Raw genomic sequence first — 22284 nt, 5'->3', positions numbered from 1 at the left:
CTCACCTCATCCATACCGGCGTCACCGGCAGCCCGTTGCGGTGGCGGTACTCGGCGATCGCCTTGAGGTTGCGCATCTCCAGCAGGTGACCGGCGCCGAACATGTCCCAGAAGTCGCCGACCCATACCGGCCGCTGGGCGGGCGCGGTCTCCGGATACGGGTTGTGGTCATAGAACGGGTGGTGGCAATTGGTCCACAGCACAACCGATCCCGGTCTGTCGAGGACGATCTGGGCGTCGATGACGCGCATCAGGTAGATCATCCACAGGTGCTTGCCCTGATCCCAGGCGCAGTGGTAATCCACGGTCCGCGCCTGCGCGTTGGCGACGGTGCGGGTGTAGATCTCGGTTTCCGAGCCGAGCCGATCGTGGGCCAGCCACAACCCGGGTTCGTCCGTGGGGGTGAAGCCGCGCAGGCTGTAGGTCCACTCTTCCAGGCTGCGGGTGTCGGCCATGTACTCGAACAACTCGTCGGGCGGACAGTCGACGTAATCGTTGACGGTGCAGTACTGCCCGAAGACCTGATCGTGCGGGTACACCGAGCGCATCATGTCCATGATGATCGGCGTGGCCTTCTCCCTGGGGCTGGTTTCGATGCGGGTGACCCCTTCGATGAGGTCGGGGATGTCTTCAAGCGCTGGCAGCGACATTGTTCTGAATCTCCTTGTCAAATGAAACCTGGCTCACAGCAGCGCCTTTCGAGGCAGACGCCGCGAGGAAGGGGGCGAACGGCGGGATCTCGTCAGCGGCGCACTCGACGCTGATCACCGCCGGCCCGTCGATGCCGAGTGCGGTGTGCATCGCCGCGGCAAGCCCATCGGTGTCGCTGACGTCCACCGACGTCAGGCTCGGGAACATCGCCGCCAGACCGGCGCCGAGCCGGCTGGGACGAAAACGGTTGTAGCTGTATACGTCGTCGTAAAACAACTGCTCGCGGGTCACGCACATGGCGTGCGCGTTGTTGTTGAACAGTACGAACGTCATCGGTAGCCGGTATTGCAGGGCGGTGTGCACCTCCAAACCGTGCATGAAGAACGCGCCGTCACCGGCGATCACCACGGTGCGGCCGCGGGGGCGGCCACTGTTGGCGCGCCCCAACGACATTCCGATCCCGGCGCCGAAGCTGTAGCCCATGCCGCCCATGCCGAGCGCGACGACGAACCTCCCGCCACAGCGCGCCGGGAGGTAGTGGATCGCCGCAGCGCCGGTGTTGCCGGCGTCGACCACGATGTCGGCGCCGTCGGGCAGGACACCGTCCAGTACCGCCATCGCGTCGCGGTACCGCACACCGGGCCCCGCGCACGGCGGCGGCTTCAATTCGGTCCGCCGCAGCGTGCCCGGCACCCGCACCTTGGCGGCCCGTCCCGGACCGGACAGCGCCTGGGTCAGCATCTGCAGCGAGCCACGCAAGTCGTCGGTGTGCACGTGCGGGCATGGCACGTACGGGGGCGCCGACCCGAGCGAGACCGTAGGCACCGCCGCCAGAGCGTCGTCCAGCCCGGTGCGCGCGGTGACCGACAGGCGCGTGCCCACGATCAGGCACACGGCGCTGCCGGCCACCGCTTCAGCCACACCCGGGTGACCCATGACGCCGGTCACCCCGAGCGCAGACGACGATCCGAAACCGGGTGTGCCGGCGACGTCTTTGGCGTCGGGCACGGTGGCCACCCGCGCCCGCAACACCGCGCGCACGGCTTCGAGCTCGGCGCGGGCGTCGTCGCGGGCGACCTGCTCGCCGACGATGATGGTCACCGGGCCGCTGGCGTCGCGCAGCATTTCGGCGATCGGGGCCGGGTTGCCGATGGGACGCAGGCCCTCGACCGGCTTTCCGTTCTGGCTGCATTCGAAAATCGCCTGCTGAATGTCCTTGGGCAGCAACAACACCGCCGGGCCGCCGGTAAACGCCGCGGCGATGGCCCGGGGCAGAACCGAGACGATGTCGGCCGGGCGGCGCAACCGCTCGCAGAATACCGATACCGCCGAGAACAGCGTCTCGGCGTTCAGCGATCCGTTCGCGCCGCTGGTGTCCTGGAAGCTGCCCTGGCCGTCCATCGTGCTGGCGGGCTGGCCGACCAGCGCCAGCACCGGGACCCGGCTCGTAAACGACTCGCCCAGGCCGGCGACGAGATTCAGCGCTCCCCCGCCCGAGGTCGCGGCGACCACTCCCAGGCCGGCCCCGCTCCGGCTGTACCCGTCGGCCATGGTGGCCGCGGAGAACTCGTGCTTCGCCAGCACCGCGTTGATGTCGGGGTGAAAGTGCGCGGCGTCGTACACGTCCTCGATGTTGGCGCCGTCCACACCGAAGACGTGGTCGACTCCGATTGCCGCTAGGTGCTCGACGATGTGGTCGACCACCCGGTACCTGCCGGGCATGCCTGAAGAAACGACGTAGCAGCCCGGTCGGTTCATTGTCGTCCGTGAACCGTTTACCGGTCGCCCTCGTAGTGTCTAGATGACCATCGAACTTCGCGACGTGGTGCGCGAGTACACGGTCGGCGGTCAATCGGTGCGGGCACTCGACGAGGTCAGCCTGCGGCTGGCGGACGGGCAGTTCGTGTCGGTCGTCGGGCCGTCCGGGGCGGGCAAGAGCACGCTGCTGCACCTGCTCGGCGCCCTGGATTCGCCCGATTCCGGGTCGATCGTGTTCGACGGCGAAGAGATCGGCCGCCTCAGCGACGAAGAACAGTCGCGGTTCCGTCATCACCGGGTGGGTTTCATTTTCCAGTTCTTCAACCTGTTGCCGACCCTGTCGGCGTGGGAGAACGTGGCGATCCCGAAACTGCTCGACGGTGTCCGGCTGGGCAGCGCCAGACCGGACGCCGTCCGGCTGCTGGATCGGGTCGGGCTCGGCAACCGGACCGAGCACCGGCCGGCGGAGCTGTCCGGCGGCCAGATGCAGCGCGTCGCGGTGGCGCGCGCCCTGATGATGAACCCGCCGCTGATTCTGGCCGACGAGCCCACCGGAAACCTCGATTCGACCACCGGCGCATCGATTTTGGCGCTGCTCGCCGAGGTCGCGCACGAGGACGGTGAGGGCCGGCTGGTGGTGATGGTGACCCACAACTCCGATGCGGCCGCGGCCACCGATCGGGTGATCACGCTGCAGGACGGCCGGGTCGGTTCGGACGTCATGGCGGTCGCCGGGTGAAAGCCGGGCCCGCGATCACGGCCACGGCGAGCAGGCTGCGGGTGTTCAGCCTGCGTGAGCTCGCCACCCATCGCCGCCGCACGTTCGCGTCGATCGCGGTAATGGCCGTCTCGGCAACGTATCTGGTTGCGGTGTTCGGGATCTTCGGGTCGATCACCGGATCGGTCAGCCGGCTGGCCGACGGGATCGCCGGCGTCGCCGCGCTCGAGGTATCCGGCATCACCGACGCCGGATTCCCCGACTCGATCCTGGGCGAGGTGGCCGCCGTCCCGGGCGTCGCCACCGCGGCGCCGATGATCCGGACGTCGGCATCCACGCCGTCGGGGCCGGTGCTGTTGCTGGGCGCGGATGCGAGCACCGCCGCTCTGGGTGGTGCGCTCAAGGACGCACTACCAAAAGGCGGCGCCCAGCCCGCGCAGGCACCGCCCTCGACCCCGGCCGGAGTTCAGGTCGGACCGGGCGTCGGCTATGCGAAAGGCCAGGCATTCCAACTGGGTTCGGCATCGGTCACGGTCACCGACGTGCTCGTGGGTAAGCAATACGCCGGCCTCAACGGCGGGCACTACGTGCTGGCGCCACTTGCCTTGGCGCAGAACGCCACCGGCCGCACCGGCCAACTCGACTCGATCCTGATCGCCACGAAGGCCGGTGCCGACCTCGGCGCGGTGCGCGCGGCGGTCAGCGGCGCCGTGCACGGCCGGGCGATCGTCGCCGCCCCCAGCTTCCGGGCGGCCCGGGCCGGCGACGGTGTCAGGCTGATGAACTACATGGCCCTGCTGGGTGCCGCGGTCGCGTTGGTGGTCGGCGCGTTTTTGATCTACACCACGATGACGATGGCGATCACCCAGCGGCGGCCGGTCATCTCGATGCTGCGCGCGATTGGCGGCCGGCGCGTCACCATCGTCGGCGACATGCTCGCCGAGGCGGCGATTCTCGGGCTGATCGGCGGAGCCATCGGGTCCGGCGTGGGAATTGTGGCGGGCCACATCGCGATTGGCCGGCTGCCGCCGGCGGTGACGCAGGGGCTCGAAGCCCGGGTGCAGTATTGGTTGCCTGGTTATGCGATACCGCTGGCGCTGGCGGTGACGGCGCTCACCAGCGTGGCGGCGTCGGCGATGGCGGCACGGCAGGTGTACAAGGTGTCACCGATCGAGGCACTGGCCCCGGTGGGGGCGTCGGCGGCGGACGTGGTGCCCCGCTGGCTGCGCCTCGCCTGCGGCGTCGGGGCGGTCGCGGTGTTGGCGGCGTCGACGGCGATCGTGACCGGCCAGCGCGGCAGCTACGCGGTCGTCGCGATGGCCGCCCTGCTGAGCGCCGAGATCGCCCTGGGCTTCGCGCTCACCGTCCCCCTCGTCAAAGCCACGGCGGCGACGGCGCGCTTGTTCGGATCGGTCGGGGCGCTCGCGGCGGCCACGATCCGGCGTGCGCCGCGCCGGGTATGGGCGACGGTGATGACCGTCCTCATCGGGGTGCTCACCACCGTCGTGATCACCGGTACGAACGCCGACATGATCCGATCGGCGCGGGACATCTTGTCGCCGGTCGCCGACGCCGACGTCTGGGTGAGCGCGGACCCTCCCGACAGTTACCCCACCGACGTTCTGCCACAAGGCCTTTCCGAGAAGGTCGGCACACTCCCGGGTGTGGCGCGGGTGACCGAGGGCGCGTTCGGGTTCGCCGTCGTCGGCGGCACCCGTGTCCTGCTCGACGGGTTCTCCCCCGGCAGCCACGATGCGCTCTTCCGGGCTCTCGACGAGCGGTTGCGCACCGAGGTGCTCGACGGCCGGGGCGTGGTGCTCACGCAGAACCTGGGTGCGATTCTGCGCGTCCGGGCCGGCGACCAACTGCGGCTGCAGACGCCGCACGGCCCGCGCGAGACGATCGTGCTGGCCCTGGTGCCGTTCTTCTCGACCGTCATCGGCACGATCGGGATCGACCTCGATCACCTGCGGGCGTGGTTCGATCGCCCGGCGGCGACGACACTGCAGATCGCCGCGACGCCCGGGGTGAATCGGCAGCGGCTGCTGGCCGCGGTCCGCGAGGCGGTGCCGGCGCCGAATCACGTGTACGACGGGCGCACGGCGCTGGCGGGGCTGGAAGCTCCGCTGCATCAGAGCATGTTCATCGCCAACGCGGTGTGGGTCATCGTCGTGGCGGTGGCCGGGGTCGCACTGCTCAACACGCTGACGCTGTCGGTGATCGAACGCAGGCGCGAAATCGGTGTGCTGCGCGCAATGGGTGCCAGCCGGCGCTTCGCATTGCGGATGGTCCTGGCCGAGGCGGCCGGAATCGGCGTTGTCGGTGGCGTTTTGGGGCTCGCGCTGGGGCTGGCCGACCAGTGGCTGTTCAGCCGCATCAGCGGGGACGTGATGAACTTCGAAGTCGGCTTTCGGCTGGGTCCGCTGGCGCTCGCCTTCACGCTCGGTGCACTGGCGATCAGCCTGCTCGGTTCCCTGCCTCCGGCACGACGGGCGGCCCAGCTCAACATCATCGAGGCGGTCAGCGTCGAGTGAGGACGGCGAATCCCTGCAGATGGGGTTTGCACGGGAAGGGCACCGGCGTTCGCGGAATGCTGTGCAGCGCGGTGGTATCGAATCCCGCCGCGGCAATCGCGTCGAGGGTCCGTCGGTTCGGCTCACAGCCACCGGCCAGCCACGACCACGGCTTGGCGATGAGGTCCTGGAATCGGCCCGTCGCTCCATCCCCCCGCACGTGCTCGAGGACGACGAGCCGGCCCCCGGGCGTCAGCACCCGCCGGATCTCACCGAGGGTGGCGGCCACGTCGTCGACCGAGCACAACACCAGGCCGATATGTACGGAGTCGAAACGGTTGTCCGGGAAGGGAATCGACTCACCGGTCCCCTCGACGATGTCGACCGCGATGCCGCGGCGGAAAGCGAGCCGCGCGGCCATCCGCCGGAATGACGCGTCGGGTTCTACGGCGGCGACCGACGTCACCGCGGAGGGCAGAAACGTCAGGTCGGTCCCGGGCCCGAGGCCGATCATCAACAGCCTGCCGGTCGCGTTGCTCAGCGCGGCCCGTCGATACCGGTGGTAGAACAACCGGTCGAAGATCGGCTGGCCGTACCGGTAGACGTACGGAAACAGGACATTTCGGATCATCGGCCACCCAAATCCATGCGAAACGGCGGATATTCGTCGCGCATCAACGACACGTAGGCCGCCACCCGGTACCGCCAGCGCACCATGCCCATGAGCAGATCGAACATGCCCTGCGGGATCGTTCCGGTGGACAACAACGTCAGCGCGGAGATGATGCACAGCACCTGCAGCGGTGCCTCCATCGACCAACACAGCAGCACCTGCGGGATCGCCAGCAGCCACTTCACCAGCACCGCCCAGTTGTTCAGCCGCTCCGGGTAGTCGACCGCGAGATCACCGGGGTAGTCGGGCCGAGACGCGAGGGTGAACGGCGGGTATTGGTCGGTGCTGTTCATCGGGAACCGGTAGTTCATCACCCGCCAGGACCAGCGCAGCACCCCGACGTTGAAGTCGAAGAGCGGCCGCGGATATCGCCCGGTGCACAGGATGGCCACGCCGGCGGCGACGGTCGAGAGCGGATACACCAGGTAGAGCAGTATCAGAATCGGGTAGTGCGGCAGGGCCAGCACGCACCACTTCACCAGCCACAGCCAGCGGGAGGGCGCGTCGAAATCGCCTCGCACAGTTACGGAATCGGCTGGGTCGTTCACGGGCTCGACGGGATCTTCGCCACTACCCCCAAGTTTCGGCTGATTTGAGCGGACATCCGGCGGTGACTCGTGACGCGCAGGAACGTCGTCAGCGCCGAGGCTTGCACCCGGTCCGAGATCAGTGCGGCCGGCCTCAGCACGGATTCACCGTGCGACACCGGCAGCGACGCCACCCACGACACGGCCATGACTTTGCGGCGCCGGGTCTTCTCGTACCACCGCAGCGCGCGCGAAACATCGGCGCCGCGGCCATTTGTCCCGCGACGCAGGTCCGCCAGCGCCTTGCACAGCACCATGGTGTCGAGCAGGGCCTGGTTGGTCCCCTGCGCCAGGGTGGGCGGCATCGTGTGTGCGGCATCGCCGAGCAATGTGACCGGGCCACGGCCCGCGCGCGGAATCGGATGCCGAAAATGTGGGAACGGCGAGCGGGCCAGGTCGCCGTCGGTCAACGTCGCGAGCACCCGATCGACCGGGTCGGACCAGCCGGAGAAGCGTGACCGGATCAGCTCGATCGGACGCTGCGGCCTGACGAAGTCGTACGACCACGGCAGGTCGAACCACCACTGCACGTCGGTGCCGCCGGCCGGCCACAGGCCGAGGTTGCCGTGCGCACCGATGATCATGAGTGCGGCATCGGAGTCCGCGATCTCCGGGACGCTGGCGAGCCCCTGCCAGCTGCACCAGCCGGTGGGCCGAGCGCCTTGCGCGCCAACACATTCGCGCACCACCGAGTGCAGCCCGTCGGCGCCGATCAGCACGTCGCCCTCGGCCGCGGAACCGTCGCCGAAGTCGACGCGGACGCCGTCGCCGGTGCCGCCCAACGCGATAAGCCGGGAGTTGCACCGGATCCGCTCGGCCGGAAACCCGTCCAGCAGCCGGTCCAGCAGAACGCGACGCGGAACCATCCGGACGGGTGCGCCCAGTCGCCGCGCCATCGCGGTCACGTCCAGCGTGGCGAGCCTGCGCCCGGAGGACGTCACGGCCCGGACGCAGGCCAGCCGGCGGCCGGCACCGTCCATATCGACACCCAGCTGGCTCAGGACCGAATCGCCGTTGGACCAGATGGTCACCGCACCGCCGGCGGCCCGCACATCGGGGCGTCGCTCGAACACGGTGACGTCGTGTCCGTCGCGCAGCAATCCACGGGCAACGGAGATGCCGGCGACGCCGCCGCCCACAACGAGCACCCGAAGCGGGCGCGCGTAGCCGGACACGCTGGCTCCGATCCCTACAGCGAGCGTTGCAGCAGCACCTGGCCGCTATCGGCGGCCACAATCTGCACGGCGGCGATCTGATCGATCGGGGTCGAGATCGCGCCCGCGGGCGTCGCGGTGTGGCCGGGCACGGCCACCCAGGTCGCCAGCCGGGTCTGGCTGCCGTCACGCCCCACCACGACCATCGCCAGCGTGTCGTGGTGCGCGGTCAGCGGGGCCAGGCACACGCAGCGCAGGTTGATCGACGTCCCCCAGTGCTGGCTGCTGACGGCGACCGTCGACGTCAGCAGGCTGGTGCCCACCTGAGCCATCGGCTCCGACGATGCAGTCACCTGCTGGGACGGAGTCGACGACCACCCCTCGAGACCGACGAACACCCCGATGGCCAGCACCGCGGCCGCGGCCGTCGACGCCACCCAGGTCACTATCCGGGTGCGGCGCCGACGCCAACGAACCGTCGCCAGCAGGGACGGCAGCAATTTCGGAGACATCTCCGGGGCCGGACCGGACTGGTCGATGGCGGCCACTTCGTCACCGTCGAGCTGGGACAGCAGGGCCGGCACGCCACTGAGGTCGGCGACGGACTCGCGGCAGACCGGGCAGTGTGCCATGTGCGTCTCGAATTCGCGGCGTTGCGCGGCCGGCAGGGAGCCCAACACGTATGCGGCATCCCACATCGCGTAGCGGTCTTCGGGAGGGCCGAGATCCTGCACCGGCGTCCTCATTTCATCCATTCTTCTCACCCCTCAAGCATTCGGAGGCCCTCATCGGGTAACCCCGAGTTCCTGCAGAGTGAGTCGCAACGCCCGCACGGCATAGTGTAGTCGCGACTTCACCGTTCCCTCGGCGATGCCGAGGTCTGCAGCAGTCTGTGTGGTGGTCCAACCGCGGTAGTAGGACCGTTCGATCACCGCTCGGTGCTCGGCGGACAACTGGGCCATCGCGTCCGCTATCAGCAACCGGTCCAGCGCCGCATTGACCTCATCCGGCGTGGACTGTTCGGGTGCCCCCGATACATCCGTGGAGCCGACGACGTTGCGAAACCGCGCGCTACGCCGATCGTCGATGATCATGTTGCGGGCCACGGTGAACAACCATGCCCGCGCCGAGCGCTCAGTGTCGCCGACGACCTCGGGGTGCTGCCATGCCCGCAGCAGCGTCTCCTGGACCACGTCCTCGGACTGGCTGGCGTCCCCCGTCAGCCGCAACGCGTAACGCCACAGAACCGCGGCGTGCTCGTCGTACAGCGCCTTCATCAGAGCGGCCTCGGCAGCCCCGGAAGCCCTCCCGTTGCCAGCAACCCGAGCCACTCGATCACCTCCGACTACTGAAACGAGGCGAGTGGGCGTTTAGTTCAAGGCTAGCCCCGCTACGAGGGCAAAGTCAGGATGCGCGGACCGGCGTCGGTGACCGCGACGGTGTGCTCCCAGTGCGCCGCGCGCGACCCGTCCGTGGTGGTGACCGTCCACTGATCGTCGAGCACCACGGTCTTGCCGGTTCCCAGCGTCAGCATGGGTTCGATGGCCAGCACCGAGCCGGCGGCGAGCAGGGGGCCGCGCCCGGGCGAGCCCTCGTTGGGCAGGAACGGGTCCATGTGCATCTGGCGGCCGATGCCGTGGCCGCCGTAGCCCTCGACGATCCCGAAGGCCCGCGAATGGCGGGCCGCGGCGTCGCGCGTGCCCATCTCGATGGCGTGCGACACGTCCGTCAGCCGGTTACCGGGCACCATCGCCGCGATCCCGGCCTCCAGTGATTCCCTGGTCGCCTGCGACAGCGCCTCGTCGGCCGCGTCCAGCGTCCCGACCCCGAAGGTGATCGCGGCGTCGCCGTGCCAGCCGTCCAGCACCGCGCCGCAGTCGATCGACACCAGGTCGCCGGGCGCCAGGATCTCGGCGGCCGACGGGATCCCGTGCACCACCCGCTCGTTGACCGACGCGCAGATCGACGCGGGGTAACCGTGGTAGCCCAGGAACGACGGCACCGCGCCGGCGTCGCGGATCACCGATTCGGCGATTTCGTCCAGGCTGAGCGTCGACACGCCCGTAACCGCCGCCCCGCGGACCGCCTGCAACGCGGCCGCGACCACCGCGCCCGCCGCGGCCATGGCGTCGAGTTCGCCGGCACTGCGCTGCGGCACCACCTTGCGACTCCGCAGCCGCGCCAGCGGGTTCATCCCTACTTGCCCAGCGCCCGCAGCGCGCGGGCGAAGACTTCGTCCTGGGTACCGATGGCGTCGACCGTTTTGAGTTGGTGGCTGTAGTAGTCCAGCAGCGGCGCCGTCTCGTCGCGGTAGATCTTCATCCGGTTCAGGATGACGTCCTCGGTGTCGTCGGCGCGGCCGCGGCCCTTCAGCCGCTGCAGCAGCTCGTCCTCCGAGACCCGGAATTCCAGCACCGCGTCGATGTCGGTGTTTCGGCGTCCCAGCATCTCGTGCAGCGCCTTGGCCTGCTCGATCGAGCGCGGGTACCCGTCCAGGATGAAGCCGTTGGCGGCGTCGGGGTCGTTCAGCCGGTCGTCGACGAGCTGGTTGGTCAGCTCCGAGGGCACCAGGTCTCCGGCGTCGAGGTAGCGCTTGGCCTCGAGGCCGAGCTTGGTCCCGTTCTCGATGTTGCTGCGGAACAGCTCACCGGTGGAGATCTGCGGGATCCCCAGCTTCTCCGAGAGCTTCTGGGCCTGCGTTCCCTTGCCCGCCCCCGGCGGGCCCAGCAAAACGACTCTCACTTGAGGAACCCTTCATAGTTGCGCTGCATGAGCTGACTCTCGATCTGCTTGACCGTATCCAAGCCCACACCGATCATGATCAACACCGCGGTACCGCCGAACGGCAGGTTCTGCACCGCTCCGCTGTTGCCGATCTGCAAGAACAAGTTGGGCAGCACCGAAATTGCGCCGAGGTAGATCGAACCCGGCAGGGTGATCCGGCTCAGCACGAAACGCAGATAGTCGGCGGTCGGCTTGCCCGGCCGGATGCCGGGAATGAAGCCGCCGAACTTCTTCATCTCGTCGGCGCGCTCGTCGGGATTGAACGTGATCGACACGTAGAAGTACGTGAAGAAGATGATCAGGCCGAAGTAGATGGCGATGTACACGGGGTCGCTCGGGTCGGACAGGTAGGTGCCGACGAACTTGTCCCACCAGCTGTTGCCCACGCCGCCGGCGCCGCTGCGGATCAACTGGGTGATCAGGTGCGGGATGTAGATCAGCGAGGACGCGAAGATCACCGGGATAACACCGGCCTGGTTGACCTTGAGCGGCAGGTATGTCGACGTTCCGCCGTACATGCGACGGCCGACCATGCGCTTGGCGTACTGGACCGGGATCCGGCGCTGGCCCTGCTCGACGAAGACCACGCCGACGATGATGACCAGCGCGGCGATCAGGACGGCGGCGAAGATCATCCCGCCGCGGCTGTCCAGGATCGTCTTGCCCTCGGCGGGGATGCGGGCCGCGATGCCGACGAAGATCAGCAAGGACATGCCGTTGCCGATGCCGCGCTCGGTGATCAGCTCACCCATCCACATCACCAGCGCCGCGCCGCTCGTCATCACCAGCACGATGACGACCAGCGTGAAGATGCTCTGGTCGGCGATGATGTCCAGCGAGCAGCCCTGCAGCAGCCCGCCGTTGGCCGCCAGGGCCACGATGCTGGTGGCCTGCAGGATGGCCAGCGCGATGGCCAGATAACGCGTGTACTGCGTCATCTTGGCCTGGCCGGACTGGCCTTCCTTGCGCAGCTCCTCGAACCGCGGGATGACCACCGTGAGCAACTGCACGATGATGCTCGCGGTGATGTAGGGCATCACCCCCACCGCGAACACGGTGAGTTTGAGCAGCGCGCCACCCGAGAACAGGTTGATCAGCGAGTAGATCTGTCCGGCCGCGCCGCCGCTGGCCTCCTTGATGCACTGCTGGACGTTCGGGTAGTTGACGCCAGGGGACGGTAGCGCGGCGCCGACCCGATACAAGACGACGATGCCAAGCGTGAAGAGGATCTTCCGTCTCAGGTCGACTGTCCGCAGCGATGAGATGAAAGCGGAAAGCAACTCTTCCTCCTGCGCAGCCGGGGGTTTCCTGCATCACGCGCCCAACACCCGCAGGCCAGGACGTACGGCCGACTTCTCTATAGCGCGTCAAACCGTGTACGAGACTAACAGCTGGTCCGGGCAGGTCTGGTCAGGGCCTTTCCTGCGACCCTTCGCGGGGCCGTTCACCGGGTGTTTGCGCCGCCGCCGCGACGCGCCCGAAAAAACACAGGAAGCCGTAAGCCGCGAGGCGTAGAGTTCCCCTAACTCGTTGCATTTGCTAAATAACTTGGGAGCAGCATGACACGCACTGACCAAGACAGCTGGGACTTGGCCTCGAGCGTCGGTGCCACGGCCACGATGGTCGCCGCGGCCCGCGCGCTGGCCAGCCGGGCCGCCAACCCCATCATCAACGATCCGTTCGCCGCACCCCTGGTGCGCGCCGTCGGGCTGGATTTCTTCCGTCGCCTGGTCGACGGCGAGGTCGCCGACTCCGAGGGCTACGAGGGCGGCAAGGATCTGGGGCTGGAAACCGACTCCATGGCCGTGCGTACCCGCTTCTTCGACGACTTCTTCCTCAACGCCGCCCGCGACGGTGTTCGCCAGGCGGTGATCCTGGCGGCCGGCTTGGACGCCCGGGCGTACCGGCTGAGCTGGCCGCCCGGGAGCGTGGTCTACGAGGTCGATCAGCCCGCCGTCATCGAGTTCAAGAGCACCACCATGTCCAGCCTGGCCGCCGCCCCGGCCGCCGAGCGGCGCACGGTCAGCATCGACCTGCGCGAGGACTGGCCCGCCGCGCTGCGGGCCGGCGGCTTCGACGTGACGCAGCCGACGTCGTGGAGCGCCGAGGGCCTGCTGATGTACCTGCCGCCCGACGCGCAGGACCGCCTGTTCGACAACATCACTGAGCTCAGCGCCCCCGGCAGCAAGCTGGCCACCGAGTATCACCCCGACACCGTCGGCGCGACGATGTCGCAACGCGCCCAGGAGTTCAACGACCGCTGGGCCAAGGTCGGCTGCGACATCGACCTGTCGGGGCTGTTCTTCGACGGCGAGCGCAGCAACGTCGTCGACTACCTCACCGGTAGGGGCTGGGAGGTGGCCTCGCGGCCGCGCCGCGAACTGTTCGGCGACTACGGCCTGCAATTCCCCGACGACGAGGCGATGGCACAGTTCCGCAACATCGTCGCCGTCACCGCCACCCTGCTGCGTTAGGAGACCGCCATGCCGGAGACCGACAGCAAGCGATCAGAAGGCGACAGTTGGGATCTGGCGTCCAGTGTGGGCGCCACCGCCACCGCGGTGGCCGCCCGGCGGGCGCTGGCCTCCCGGGGCCCCGACCCGTTGATCGACGATCCCTTCGCCGAGCCATTGGTGCGCGCCGTCGGCGTCGAGGCCTTCATCCGAATGATGAACGGAGACATCGAGACACCCGAGGACGATCCGGCGTTCACCCCGCGCCGCCTCGGTGAGGGCATGGCCGTCCGCACCCGGTTCTTCGATTCGTTCTTCCTCGATGCCGCGAACTCCGGTATCCGCCAGGCCGTCATCCTGGCCTCGGGGCTGGACACCCGCGCCTACCGGCTTGCGTGGCCGCCCGGGACGGTGGTCTACGAGATCGACCAACCCCGGGTGATCGAGTTCAAGACCCGCACCCTGGCGGATCTGGGCGCGAGACCGAGCGCCGACCGGCGGGCGGTGGGCGTCGACCTGCGCGACGACTGGCCGGCGGCGTTGGCCGACAGTGGATTCGACGCGGGTGCACCCGCGGCGTGGAGCGCCGAAGGGCTGCTCGGTTATCTGCCGCCGGACGCCCAGGACCGCCTGTTCGACCACATCACCGCGCTGTCCGCTAATGGCAGCAGGATCGGCACCGGCTATGTGCCCGACATCCGAAGCCGCATCGAAAAGCGCGGCCGCGAGATCAGCGAGCGCTGGCGGCGCATGGGGCTGGACCTCAACTGGGCCGACCTGGTCTACCCGGGCGAACGCAATGACGTGGTGGCCTACCTGTCCGAGCGGGGTTGGAGTTCGTCGGTGCACAGCACCCCGGAACTGTACGCGGCCAACGGTTTTGATTTCCCCGAGGAGTCTTCGATGGCCGCCTTCGGCGATATCCGATACGTCACCGCGACACTGACCGAGGAGGCGTCGTGACACGCACCGATCAAGACAGCTGGGACCTGTCCTCGAGCGTGGGCGCCACGGCGACCTGGGTCGCCGCGTGCCGGGCGCTGGCCGGTAACCGGCCTGACGCACTCATCGACGATCCGTTCGCCGACCCGCTGGTCCGTGCGGTCGGTGCCGAGTTCTTCATCCGGGTGCTCGACGGTGAGATCACCGATGAGACGGGCGGTCTCGATGCCGATGCCGACCCCGATGCGGAGTTCAACCTGCAACGCATGGTCGACATCATGGCCGTGCGCACCCGCTACTTCGACGACTTCTTCACCGACGCAACCGCTTCCGGCGTCCGCCAGGCTGTCATCCTGGCCTCCGGCCTGGACTCACGCCCGTACCGCCTGGCCTGGCCGTCGGGCACCGTGGTGTACGAGATCGACCAGCCGGCCGTCATCGACTTCAAGTCCACGACGCTGGCGAAGCTTGGTGCCCGGCCCACGGCGGAGCGCCGCACCGTGTCGGTCGACCTGCGCGATGACTGGTTGAATGCGTTGCGCGACAAGGGTTTCGATGAGTCGCGGCCCAGCGCGTGGAGCGCCGAGGGCCTGCTGATGTATCTGCCGCCGGAGGCGCAGGACAGGCTGTTCGACGCCATCACCACGCTCAGCGCCCCGGGCAGCCGGCTGGCAACCGAATACCACGACGGCGGCACGCCGCACCTGCTGGAAAAACGCGCGAAGGCGATGGCCAGGCGGTGGGGCCGATTCGGCTTCGATGTCGACGTGTCGACGCTGGTCTACCGCGGCGAGCGCACTCCGGCGGCCGATTACCTGAGCGCGGCCGGGTGGCAGATCTCGGCGCGCACCCGCGCCGATCAGTTCGCCGACGCCGGGCTGTCCGTGCCGCCGGGCGAGAGCCTCGATGCGCTGCGCAACAGCATCTCGCTGATCGCCGTTCGGCAGTAGTTCCTAGCTGGGTTTGGCGGCCGGCGCCCGGACGACCAGCGGCGCGGCGGGGAAACACCACGCGAGCTCCGAGCGCGACTTGCGCAGCGCGGCGGTGCCGTAACCCCGCTTGCGGTGCTCGGGGTGAATCCAGATGCGTACCTGCACCTCGCCGTGGGACAGCTCGCCGAAGACCATGCCGACCTTCTCACCGGAGTCGATGGCGACGAACCACGCGGCCTCTTCGTCGTCTACACGTGCGAGCGCGGCTTTGATCTCGTCGTCGAGGTTGCCGGCTTGGCCGCCGGATCCGTCGCCCGACGCGCCACCCATGTCCTCGGTGCGGATGCTGAAGATGTCGCGGTCCTCGCTCGCGGAGAACGGCCGGAGTTCGAGGGTGTCCCCCGAGCTCGCCGGACGCTCGCCCAGGGTGAAGCTCAGCTGCTTGTTCAGGTCCTCGAGTTCGGCCTGGATCGTCTTGCGTGAATCCTTGGTGAGTCGGTCAAAGGACAGGCCGAACACCGCTTCGGCACCCGTCTGCGACGTGCCCAGCAAACCGGCGATGGCCTTGACCGCCTCCGGTTTGTTGTCGGCGTCCACGATCAGGTCGAGCACTTCGTGCCGTCGTTCGAGGGCTTTCAACAGAGCGTCGGCGATTTCGCGGCGGGCGGCTTTGCGATCCTGGTCGGTCATTGCACCAGCCTAGAACGCCGGTGGGGCCACCGCGCTACATCTGCGGTTTCCCAGCTCGCGGAAGCGCTGATAGCGATCCTCGATGGCGCTGGCCCAGGCCGGATCGGGCTCGACGACGCGCTCGGTGCGCGCCCACCGGGCGGCGTCGGCGATCGTCGTCTCCAGCCCGACCGCCATGCGCGCCAGGAACGCCGCCCCCAGCGCGGCCCCTTCCGCCACCCCGGACACCTCGACCGGCCGCCCGGTGGCGTCCGCGATGGCCTGCAGCCACGGCCCCACCCGGGTGCCGCCGCCGGTGGCCACGATGCGCGACACCGGCGCCCCGCTGAGTTCGATGAGCCGGCGGACCACGAACCCGGACGCCTCGTAGGCGGCGCGGCGCAGCGCGGCGGCGTCGTGGGTCAGATCCAGCGCATCGAGCACGCCCCTACGGTCCCGATCGTGGAACGGCGTGCGTTCGCCGCGTAGATAGGGCGCCCACACCGGGACGCGCCCGGGTTCGACGGCGGTCGGGTCCGCCGGTGCCACAACGCGATCCACCCAGCCCAGGAACAGCCCGCCGGCGTTGCTGGCCCCGCCGATCTGGCTCTTGCCGGGCGCGGTGTGCGGAATGGTCCACAGGCCGGGCATCTGGCGGGCCTCGGCGATGGTGGTCCACACGATCAGCGTGGTGCCGCACATCACCAGCACGTCGCCGTCGTTGTCGGCACCGGCCACGATCTGTTCGCACAGCGCGTCGATGGCGCCGGTGGCCAGCGCGGCGTCGGCGCCGCGCAGCTGCCCGACGACGGCTCCCATGCTCTCGACCCGCGGCAGCTGCTCGACGGCCGCGCCGCGCTCGGCGCACGCCTCGGGATTCCAGCCGGTCCCGTCGAACAAGGGGAACGCGGTGGCGGCGGTGGCGATGTCGATCACCGGCTCACCCGACAGCGCGTGATTGGCCACCGCCGGCGCGGGCCAGTAGCCGGCGGCGCCGGGCGCCTGCTCGGCGGTCCAGCGCAAGAACTCGGCGGCCTCGCCGAGCGCGGGCAGCGGCTGCGCGTCCCCGCCGGGCATGCGGCCGCGGCCGTCGCCGTAGAGCAGTCCGGGCGTGGTGGGCGCACCGGTGTCGTCGACGGCGGTCATCGACGGCACCATCGCCGAGACGGCCGCCGCGGCGATGCCGGGTTGGTGGACCAGTTCGTTCAGGGCGGCCGACGGCCCACGCCGCCACGCCGCCTCGGCGTCGTGCTCCAGCCGGTCGGGCGCCGGTACCCGCAGCTCATGGGGGATGCGCACGCGGGCCGTCACGTTGCCGTCGGCGTCGACGGAGATCGCCTTGACCGCGGTGCTGCCGACGTCGATGCCGATTGTGACGTCTTTGCGTGACACGGGCGTCACCGTACGCCAGCATTGGCACTCGTGACGTCCAAACCACGCGCGTTGGTGACCGCCCCGATGCGGGGGCCGGGCTTCGCCAAACTGCGAGAGCTGGCCGACGTGGTGTACGACCCCTGGATCGAGCAGACCCCGCTGCGCATCTACAGCCCCGAGCAGCTGGCCGAGCGGATCGCCCGCGAAGCCGCCGAAATCGTGGTGGTGGAAGGCGATTCGGTGCGCGGCCCGGTATTCGAGCAGGGCGTGCGGGTGATCGCGTCCACCCGCGGCGACCCCAACAACGTCGACATCGCCGGGGCCACCGCGGCCGGCATCCCGGTGCTGAATACCCCGGCCCGCAACGCCGATGCGGTCGCCGAGATGACGGTCGCCCTGCTGCTCGCCGCCACCCGTCACGTGCTGACCGCGGACGCGGATGTGCGCAGCGGCAACATCTTTCGCGACGGCAGCATCCCGTATCAGCGGTTCCGTGCCGCTGAGATCGCCGGGCTCACCGCCGGGCTGGTGGGCCTCGGCGCCGTCGGCCGCGCGACGCGGTGGCGATTGTCCGGGCTGGGGCTGCGGGTGATCGCGCACGACCCCTACAACCCCGACGCGCGGCACAGCCTCGACGAGCTGCTGAGCGAGGCCGACGTGGTATCGCTGCACGCCCCGGTCACCGACGACACGGCCGGCATGATCGGCGCGCGGGAGTTCGCGGCCATGCGCGACGGCGTGGTCTTCCTCAACACCGCCCGCGCCCAGCTGCACGACACCGACGCCCTGGTCGACGCCCTGGTCGCGGGCAAGGTGGGCGCCGCGGGCCTGGACCACTTCGCCGGCGAATGGCTGCCTGCCGATCACCCGCTGGTGGGGATGCGAAACGTCGTGCTGACGCCGCACATCGGGGGCGCCACCTTCGACACCGAGGCGCGACAGGCGCGGATGGTGGCAGACGACCTGGAGGCGCTGCTGGCCGGCAACGCGCCCGCTCACATCGTCAACCCGGAGGTGCTGGGGCCATGAAGTTCGTCGACGACCCGGAGACCGCGGTGCTGGACGCCGCCAAGGACATGCTGCGCCGCGGCCTGGTGGAGGGGACGGCCGGCAACATCTCGGCGCGCCGCGCCGACGGCAACGTCGTGATCACCCCGTCGTCGGTGGACTACCGCGACATGCAGCTCGACGACCTGGTGCTCGTCGACGCGGACGGGTCGGTGCTGCAGGCGGCCGAGGGCCGCTCCCCGTCGTCGGAGATGCAGCTGCACCTGGCCTGCTATCGGGCCTTCGACGACGTCGGCAGCGTCATCCACAGCCATCCGGTGTGGGCGACCATGTTCGCCATCGCCCACGAATCGATCCCGGCGTGCATCGACGAGTTCGCGGTGTACTGCGGCGGCGACGTCCGCTGCACCGAGTACGCGGCGTCCGGCACGCCGGAGGTCGGCATTAACGCGGTCTCCGCGCTCGAGGGCCGCGGCGCCGCCCTGATCGCCAACCATGGCCTGGTGGCGGTGGGTCCGCGACCGGACAAGGTCCTGCACATCACCGCGCTGGTCGAGCGGACCGCCCAAATCGTTTGGGGTGCACGCGCTCTCGGCGGCCCGGTGCCGATCCCCGAGGACGTCAACCGCAACTTCGCCTCGGTCTACGGCTACCTGCGCGCCAACACCTGACGCTGGTCGATGCCAACCTTCACCGCGCCGCTGTCGCCCTGATTGGCGATCGCCAGAAAGGCGTCCCGCCACTCCCGCAAGCCGAAGGTGTGGGTGAGCATGGGGCGCAGGTCCATTCGGCCCGCGGCGGCCAGGTCGAGGTAGTGAGCGATGGCGTGCTTGCGCTGCCCGTCCACCTCCTCGACGCCGAAGGCGTTCGAACCGACGAACGAGAGCTCTTTGAAGTACAGCGGGCTGTCCTCCCACCGGCCCGGGGCATGAACGCCGGCCTTCACCAACGTCCCGCGCGACCGCAGCACCCGGACGCCGACCTCGAAGGTCTCGGGCTTGCCGACGGTGTCGTAGACGACGTCGACGGCCCCGGGGTGGGCCATCGGCAGGCCCTGCAGCGGATGGCGCAGCCGGCCACCGCCCCAGGCAACGAGCTCTTCGATGATGGCCGTACGCGGTTCGTGCGCAAGGATTTTCGCGGCGCCGAACTGTCGGGCCAGCTCGGCTTGCGCGGCGAAGCGTGCCACCACCGCGACGGCCACGTCCGGGTACAGCGTCCGCAGGATCGCGACCGCACACAATCCCAGCGAGCCGGCCCCGTACACCAGTGCGGCGCCCGAGCGTGGCGGCGGGTGCCGGGTGATCGAGTGCAGCGACACCGAGAACGGGTCGGCGAACACGGCCATCTCGTCGGGAATCGAGTCCGGCACCGCGAACAGCATGCTGTCGTGTGCCGGCATCAGTTCGGCGTAGCCACCCGTCACATCGGCCGAGACCCCGGTGTGGATGCCCGGCTTGATGTCGCCGTCGGTGAAGCTCCAGCACAGGCTGTAGTCGCCGGCTTCGCATGCGGGACAGGGCGGTTGGATACCACGCGGCCCACAGGACAGCCACGGGTTGAGCACCACCCGCTCCCCCACGCTCAGCTTCCGGGCCTGGGGGCCCAGCGCCACCACGTCGGCGACCACCTCGTGGCCCATGACTTGCGGGAACGAACAGAACGCGGCCATCGCGTTGTCGGTGTCGCCCTCGCCGAAGTCCATCAGGATCTGCTTGGAATCCGACCCGCAGATGCCGGTCAGCCGCGGCCGAGTGATCACCCAGTCCTCGTGCGGCAGTTCCGGATCCGGCAGGTCGCGCAGGGCGGTCGGGGTGCGCGCCAGGTTCTGGGTCAACGGGTTGGCATCGTCGGGCACCTCGAAGGGCTCCGGTGGCACGCCGTAGACGAGCGCCTTCATCGCTGCGCCATCGCCGCTGCGCCGGCGATGAACGCGTCCAGGTCGGCGTTTTTGGCGTCGATGACGGCTTTCATGTCGGGCAGGTAGTGCTCGAAGCGCTCGCTGTCCAGGGCCGCGATGATGCCGTCCGCCACCACGTCCGCGGCCACCTTGGGTCCCCGGTAGAGGGGTTCCTCGCTGCCCGGGTGGTCCCAGATCTCGGTATCGATCGGCCCCGGCTCGATCAGCTTCACCGCGATCGGCGTGTGGTGCAGGTCCACGGCCATTGCCTCGCTGAAGCCGCATAGCGCGAATTTGCTTGCACAGTAAGCGCTTTCGTGAATGATTCCGAGCCGGCCGCCAACGCTGGACACGTTGACGATGGTGCCCGATCCGCGGGCCAGCATCCGCGGCAACAGCGCCAGCGTCAAGCGCATCGGGGCGAAGAAGTTGACCCGCATGACCTGTTCGGCCTCGTCCGGATCCAGCGCGATGACGCTGCGCCGCTTGGGCATTGCGGCGTTGTTGATCAGCACGTCGATGCGGCCGAGCGCATCCCAGGCCAGCAGCGCCAGGTCGGCCAGGGCTGCCGTGTCGGCCAGGTCGGCCACCCACATGGCCGAGTCCGGCGCCGCGCGCCGGCAGTCGGCCAGCACCTGACCCAGTCGGTCCCGGCGACGCGCGATCAGCCCCACCACCGCGCGCCGGGCGGCCAGCCCTCGCGCCAGGGCCGCGCCCAATCCCGACGAGGCACCCGTGATGAGCACCCGTTTACCCGCCATTCCGGGGGACGTTGCATACGCCATCAGTAAAGGTTGCCGCGAATCGCGGGAAGCGTACAGTGGGGGAAGCTTGTTATATCGGCTAAATATTAGATTGACTACCTCCGATAGGGGCACATAATGACTTCCACCAGGTACGAAGGCGACACCTGGGACCTGGCGTCCAGCGTCGGCGTGACCGCGACAATGGTCGCGGCGGCCCGCGCCATGGCCACCCGCGCCGACAACCCGTTGATCAACGACCCTTTCGCCGAGCCGCTGGTCAAGCTGGTCGGCGTGGACCTGCTCTCCCGGCTGGCCAGCGGCGAGCTGGACCCCGCCGAGCTGAACGACGTTCACGACGGTGCCGCGGGGTCGGCCGGGGCGATGTCGCGGATGGCGGACAACATGGCGGTCCGCACCAAGTTCTTCGACGAGTTCTTCCTGGACGCCACGAACGCGGGCATCAAGCAGGCGGTGATCCTGGCTTCCGGCCTGGACGCCCGCCCGTACCGGTTGGCGTGGCCTGCCGGCACCGTGGTCTACGAGGTGGACCAGCCGCAGGTCATCGAATTCAAGACCCGGTCGCTGGCCGACCTGGGCGCCGCCCCCACCGCCGAGCGACGCGTGGTGGCCGTCGACCTGCGTGACGACTGGCCCACCGCGCTGCGCAACGCCGGGTTCGACCCGGCCCAGCCGACCGCCTGGAGCGCCGAGGGCCTGCTCGGCTACCTGCCGCCCGATGCGCAGGATCGCCTGCTGGACACCATCACCGAGCTCAGCGCACCGGGCAGCCGGCTGGCCACCGAAAGCGCACCCAACCCCGAGCCCGGCGCCGAGGAGAAGATGAAGGAGCGCATGCAGACGATCTCCGAGCGCTGGCGTGCGCACGGTGATCTGCTGGGCCCGCGACTTGCGGTTGAACAGCGGGTCGTCCTCGAAGTCGATCTCGCCGTCGACGATGCGGATGAACGGCTCCAGCCCAACGGCGCGCACCAGCGGGTCGGCCAGCGGATCGTCGAGCAGGGCATCGGGTCCCTGCGACGCCACGGCGCGAGAGGCGGCGACCATGGTGGCCGTCGCTCCCACGCTGTGTGCCGGTCCCCAGCTGTCGCCGTCGGTGCGTCCCGCTTCGGTGGTCATCCTCCTGGCTCCTATTTCTCGCCGAGCGTGCCGCTGGTGTACAGCATCTCGCCCATGCGCATGTCGTCGTCGGTGAGGGGGTCAAGTCCGTTGGCCGCGAACAGTTCTCCGATGCTGGCGCTGTTCAGCCGCCAGCCGCGGGCCGCCAGGTAGGGAGCCGCCTCGTTGCGGTCACCGAAGTAGACCAGGCCCGCCATGTCCAGCTCGAAACCGTGCGCACGCCAGCGCTCGGAGATCGTCTGCATGCGCTCCTTCATCTTCTCCTCGGCGCCGGGCTCGGGGTTGG

The 22284-nt window shown here is 69.2% G+C and carries 21 protein-coding genes and 3 pseudogenes; 8 read left to right on the top strand and 16 right to left on the bottom strand.

The genetic code is table 11. The features are described 5' to 3' along the window. Position 1 precedes the first annotated feature (1 nt). Together A5708_RS22290 and A5708_RS22285 are read right to left on the bottom strand one after the other, a co-directional pair. Positions 2-649, bottom strand: a complete 648-nt coding sequence (locus tag A5708_RS22290; protein WP_065030704.1) for a hypothetical protein — start codon at positions 647-649, stop codon at positions 2-4. Next, complete coding sequence (locus A5708_RS22285) at positions 630-2372, bottom strand: thiamine pyrophosphate-binding protein (RefSeq protein WP_196772716.1); 1743 nt, start codon at positions 2370-2372, stop codon at positions 630-632. The genes A5708_RS22290 and A5708_RS22285 overlap by 20 nt, the downstream gene beginning before the upstream one ends. Before the next feature lie 79 nt (positions 2373-2451). Between A5708_RS22285 and A5708_RS22280 the strand changes: the two genes are divergently transcribed. Further along, on the top strand, positions 2452-3147 hold the full coding sequence (locus A5708_RS22280) for an ABC transporter ATP-binding protein (RefSeq protein ID WP_065030702.1): 696 nt from the start codon (positions 2452-2454) through the stop codon (positions 3145-3147). Next, on the top strand, positions 3144-5660 hold the full coding sequence (locus A5708_RS22275; RefSeq protein ID WP_065030701.1) for an FtsX-like permease family protein: 2517 nt from the start codon (positions 3144-3146) through the stop codon (positions 5658-5660). The genes A5708_RS22280 and A5708_RS22275 overlap by 4 nt, the downstream gene beginning before the upstream one ends. On the opposite strand, the gene A5708_RS22270 is transcribed toward A5708_RS22275, so the two are convergent. From A5708_RS22270 to secY, 8 genes are read right to left on the bottom strand one after another with little or no spacing between them, the layout of a single operon-like run. Then, positions 5647-6270, bottom strand: coding sequence for a class I SAM-dependent methyltransferase (locus A5708_RS22270; protein WP_065030700.1), 624 nt, complete (start codon positions 6268-6270; stop codon positions 5647-5649). The genes A5708_RS22275 and A5708_RS22270 overlap by 14 nt on opposite strands. Continuing rightward, positions 6267-6833, bottom strand: a complete 567-nt coding sequence (locus A5708_RS22265) for a DUF4389 domain-containing protein (RefSeq protein ID WP_065030699.1) — start codon at positions 6831-6833, stop codon at positions 6267-6269. Before A5708_RS22265 ends, A5708_RS22270 begins: the two co-directional genes overlap by 4 nt. Positions 6834-6856: 23 nt before the next feature. Then, positions 6857-8074: an FAD-dependent oxidoreductase gene (locus tag A5708_RS22260; protein ID WP_065030698.1), complete on the bottom strand. Its 1218-nt coding sequence runs from the start codon at positions 8072-8074 to the stop codon at positions 6857-6859. A 14-nt stretch (positions 8075-8088) separates the two neighbouring features. Then, on the bottom strand, positions 8089-8808 hold the full coding sequence (locus A5708_RS22255) for an anti-sigma factor family protein (protein ID WP_065030697.1): 720 nt from the start codon (positions 8806-8808) through the stop codon (positions 8089-8091). Positions 8809-8838: 30 nt separating this feature from the next. After that, a complete protein-coding gene (locus A5708_RS22250) occupies positions 8839-9384 on the bottom strand; it encodes a sigma-70 family RNA polymerase sigma factor (RefSeq protein ID WP_076052008.1) in 546 nt (181 codons plus the stop codon). A gap of 59 nt (positions 9385-9443) precedes the next feature. Then, positions 9444-10247, bottom strand: coding sequence for a type I methionyl aminopeptidase (map, locus tag A5708_RS22245; RefSeq protein ID WP_065030696.1), 804 nt, complete (start codon positions 10245-10247; stop codon positions 9444-9446). Positions 10248-10249: 2 nt separating this feature from the next. Further along, a complete protein-coding gene (locus A5708_RS22240) occupies positions 10250-10795 on the bottom strand; it encodes an adenylate kinase (RefSeq protein WP_065030695.1) in 546 nt (181 codons plus the stop codon). Beyond that, positions 10792-12117, bottom strand: coding sequence for a preprotein translocase subunit SecY (gene secY, locus A5708_RS22235; protein WP_007773527.1), 1326 nt, complete (start codon positions 12115-12117; stop codon positions 10792-10794). The genes A5708_RS22240 and secY overlap by 4 nt, the downstream gene beginning before the upstream one ends. A 279-nt stretch (positions 12118-12396) precedes the next feature. Between secY and A5708_RS22230 the strand changes: the two genes are divergently transcribed. The 3 genes from A5708_RS22230 to A5708_RS22220 are packed head-to-tail and all read left to right on the top strand — an operon-like array spanning position 12397 to position 15182. Beyond that, positions 12397-13311, top strand: coding sequence for a class I SAM-dependent methyltransferase (locus tag A5708_RS22230; RefSeq protein ID WP_065030694.1), 915 nt, complete (start codon positions 12397-12399; stop codon positions 13309-13311). A gap of 9 nt (positions 13312-13320) precedes the next feature. Then, entirely contained in the window at positions 13321-14253 is a 933-nt protein-coding gene (locus tag A5708_RS22225; protein ID WP_065030693.1) for a class I SAM-dependent methyltransferase, read from the top strand. Then, positions 14250-15182, top strand: a complete 933-nt coding sequence (locus A5708_RS22220; RefSeq protein WP_065030692.1) for a class I SAM-dependent methyltransferase — start codon at positions 14250-14252, stop codon at positions 15180-15182. The genes A5708_RS22225 and A5708_RS22220 overlap by 4 nt, the downstream gene beginning before the upstream one ends. Positions 15183-15185: 3 nt before the next feature. Here the strand turns inward: A5708_RS22220 and A5708_RS22215 are convergent, their stop codons facing one another. After that, entirely contained in the window at positions 15186-15854 is a 669-nt protein-coding gene (locus A5708_RS22215; RefSeq protein WP_065030691.1) for a GNAT family N-acetyltransferase, read from the bottom strand. 9 nt (positions 15855-15863) lie between these two features. Next, positions 15864-17225, bottom strand: coding sequence for a xylulokinase (locus A5708_RS22210; protein ID WP_065030721.1), 1362 nt, complete (start codon positions 17223-17225; stop codon positions 15864-15866). Positions 17226-17255: 30 nt separating this feature from the next. Here A5708_RS22210 and A5708_RS22205 point away from each other — a divergent pair, with 30 nt between their 5' ends. Beyond that, positions 17256-18236: an NAD(P)-dependent oxidoreductase gene (locus tag A5708_RS22205; protein WP_065030690.1), complete on the top strand. Its 981-nt coding sequence runs from the start codon at positions 17256-17258 to the stop codon at positions 18234-18236. Beyond that, on the top strand, positions 18233-18886 hold the full coding sequence (locus A5708_RS22200) for an L-fuculose-phosphate aldolase (RefSeq protein WP_065030689.1): 654 nt from the start codon (positions 18233-18235) through the stop codon (positions 18884-18886). Before A5708_RS22205 ends, A5708_RS22200 begins: the two co-directional genes overlap by 4 nt. On the opposite strand, the gene A5708_RS22195 is transcribed toward A5708_RS22200, so the two are convergent. Continuing rightward, positions 18865-20115 (bottom strand): zinc-dependent alcohol dehydrogenase, encoded by a 1251-nt coding sequence (locus tag A5708_RS22195; RefSeq protein WP_065030688.1) that lies wholly within the window; start codon positions 20113-20115, stop codon positions 18865-18867. The genes A5708_RS22200 and A5708_RS22195 overlap by 22 nt on opposite strands. Next, positions 20112-20876, bottom strand: coding sequence for an SDR family NAD(P)-dependent oxidoreductase (locus A5708_RS22190; RefSeq protein ID WP_065030687.1), 765 nt, complete (start codon positions 20874-20876; stop codon positions 20112-20114). The genes A5708_RS22195 and A5708_RS22190 overlap by 4 nt, the downstream gene beginning before the upstream one ends. A gap of 120 nt (positions 20877-20996) precedes the next feature. Here A5708_RS22190 and A5708_RS22185 point away from each other — a divergent pair. After that, positions 20997-21749, top strand: a pseudogene (locus A5708_RS22185) (class I SAM-dependent methyltransferase); the annotation flags it as partial. Between the two features lie 15 nt (positions 21750-21764). Here A5708_RS22185 and A5708_RS26490 read toward each other — a convergent pair. Continuing rightward, positions 21765-21926: pseudogene (locus A5708_RS26490) on the bottom strand (class I SAM-dependent methyltransferase); the annotation flags it as partial. 83 nt (positions 21927-22009) lie between these two features. Continuing rightward, a pseudogene (locus tag A5708_RS26485) lies at positions 22010-22284 on the bottom strand (SAM-dependent methyltransferase); the annotation flags it as partial.

This window comes from Mycobacterium colombiense (genome assembly GCF_001672755.1).
GTDB classification, from domain to species: Bacteria; Actinomycetota; Actinomycetes; order Mycobacteriales; family Mycobacteriaceae; genus Mycobacterium; species Mycobacterium colombiense_C.
The sequence above is the reverse complement of the archived record's forward strand: the minus strand, read 5'-3'. Positions and strand labels throughout refer to the sequence as shown.

Bases quoted from the DNA above. Each gene is read 5' to 3' on its own strand.
- A5708_RS22290 (WP_065030704.1), bottom strand. From the start codon at position 649: ATGTCGCTGCCAGCGCTTGAAGACATCCCCGACCTCATCGAAGGGGTC.
- A5708_RS22285 (WP_196772716.1), bottom strand. From the start codon at position 2,372: ATGCCCGGCAGGTACCGGGTGGTCGACCACATCGTCGAGCACCTAGCG.
- A5708_RS22280 (WP_065030702.1), top strand. From the start codon at position 2,452: ATGACCATCGAACTTCGCGACGTGGTGCGCGAGTACACGGTCGGCGGT.
- A5708_RS22270 (WP_065030700.1), bottom strand. From the start codon at position 6,270: ATGATCCGAAATGTCCTGTTTCCGTACGTCTACCGGTACGGCCAGCCG.
- A5708_RS22255 (WP_065030697.1), bottom strand. From the start codon at position 8,808: ATGGATGAAATGAGGACGCCGGTGCAGGATCTCGGCCCTCCCGAAGAC.
- map (WP_065030696.1), bottom strand. From the start codon at position 10,247: ATGAACCCGCTGGCGCGGCTGCGGAGTCGCAAGGTGGTGCCGCAGCGC.
- A5708_RS22230 (WP_065030694.1), top strand. From the start codon at position 12,397: ATGACACGCACTGACCAAGACAGCTGGGACTTGGCCTCGAGCGTCGGT.
- A5708_RS22225 (WP_065030693.1), top strand. From the start codon at position 13,321: ATGCCGGAGACCGACAGCAAGCGATCAGAAGGCGACAGTTGGGATCTG.
- A5708_RS22215 (WP_065030691.1), bottom strand. From the start codon at position 15,854: ATGACCGACCAGGATCGCAAAGCCGCCCGCCGCGAAATCGCCGACGCT.
- A5708_RS22200 (WP_065030689.1), top strand. From the start codon at position 18,233: ATGAAGTTCGTCGACGACCCGGAGACCGCGGTGCTGGACGCCGCCAAG.
- A5708_RS22195 (WP_065030688.1), bottom strand. From the start codon at position 20,115: ATGAAGGCGCTCGTCTACGGCGTGCCACCGGAGCCCTTCGAGGTGCCC.
- A5708_RS22190 (WP_065030687.1), bottom strand. From the start codon at position 20,876: ATGGCGGGTAAACGGGTGCTCATCACGGGTGCCTCGTCGGGATTGGGC.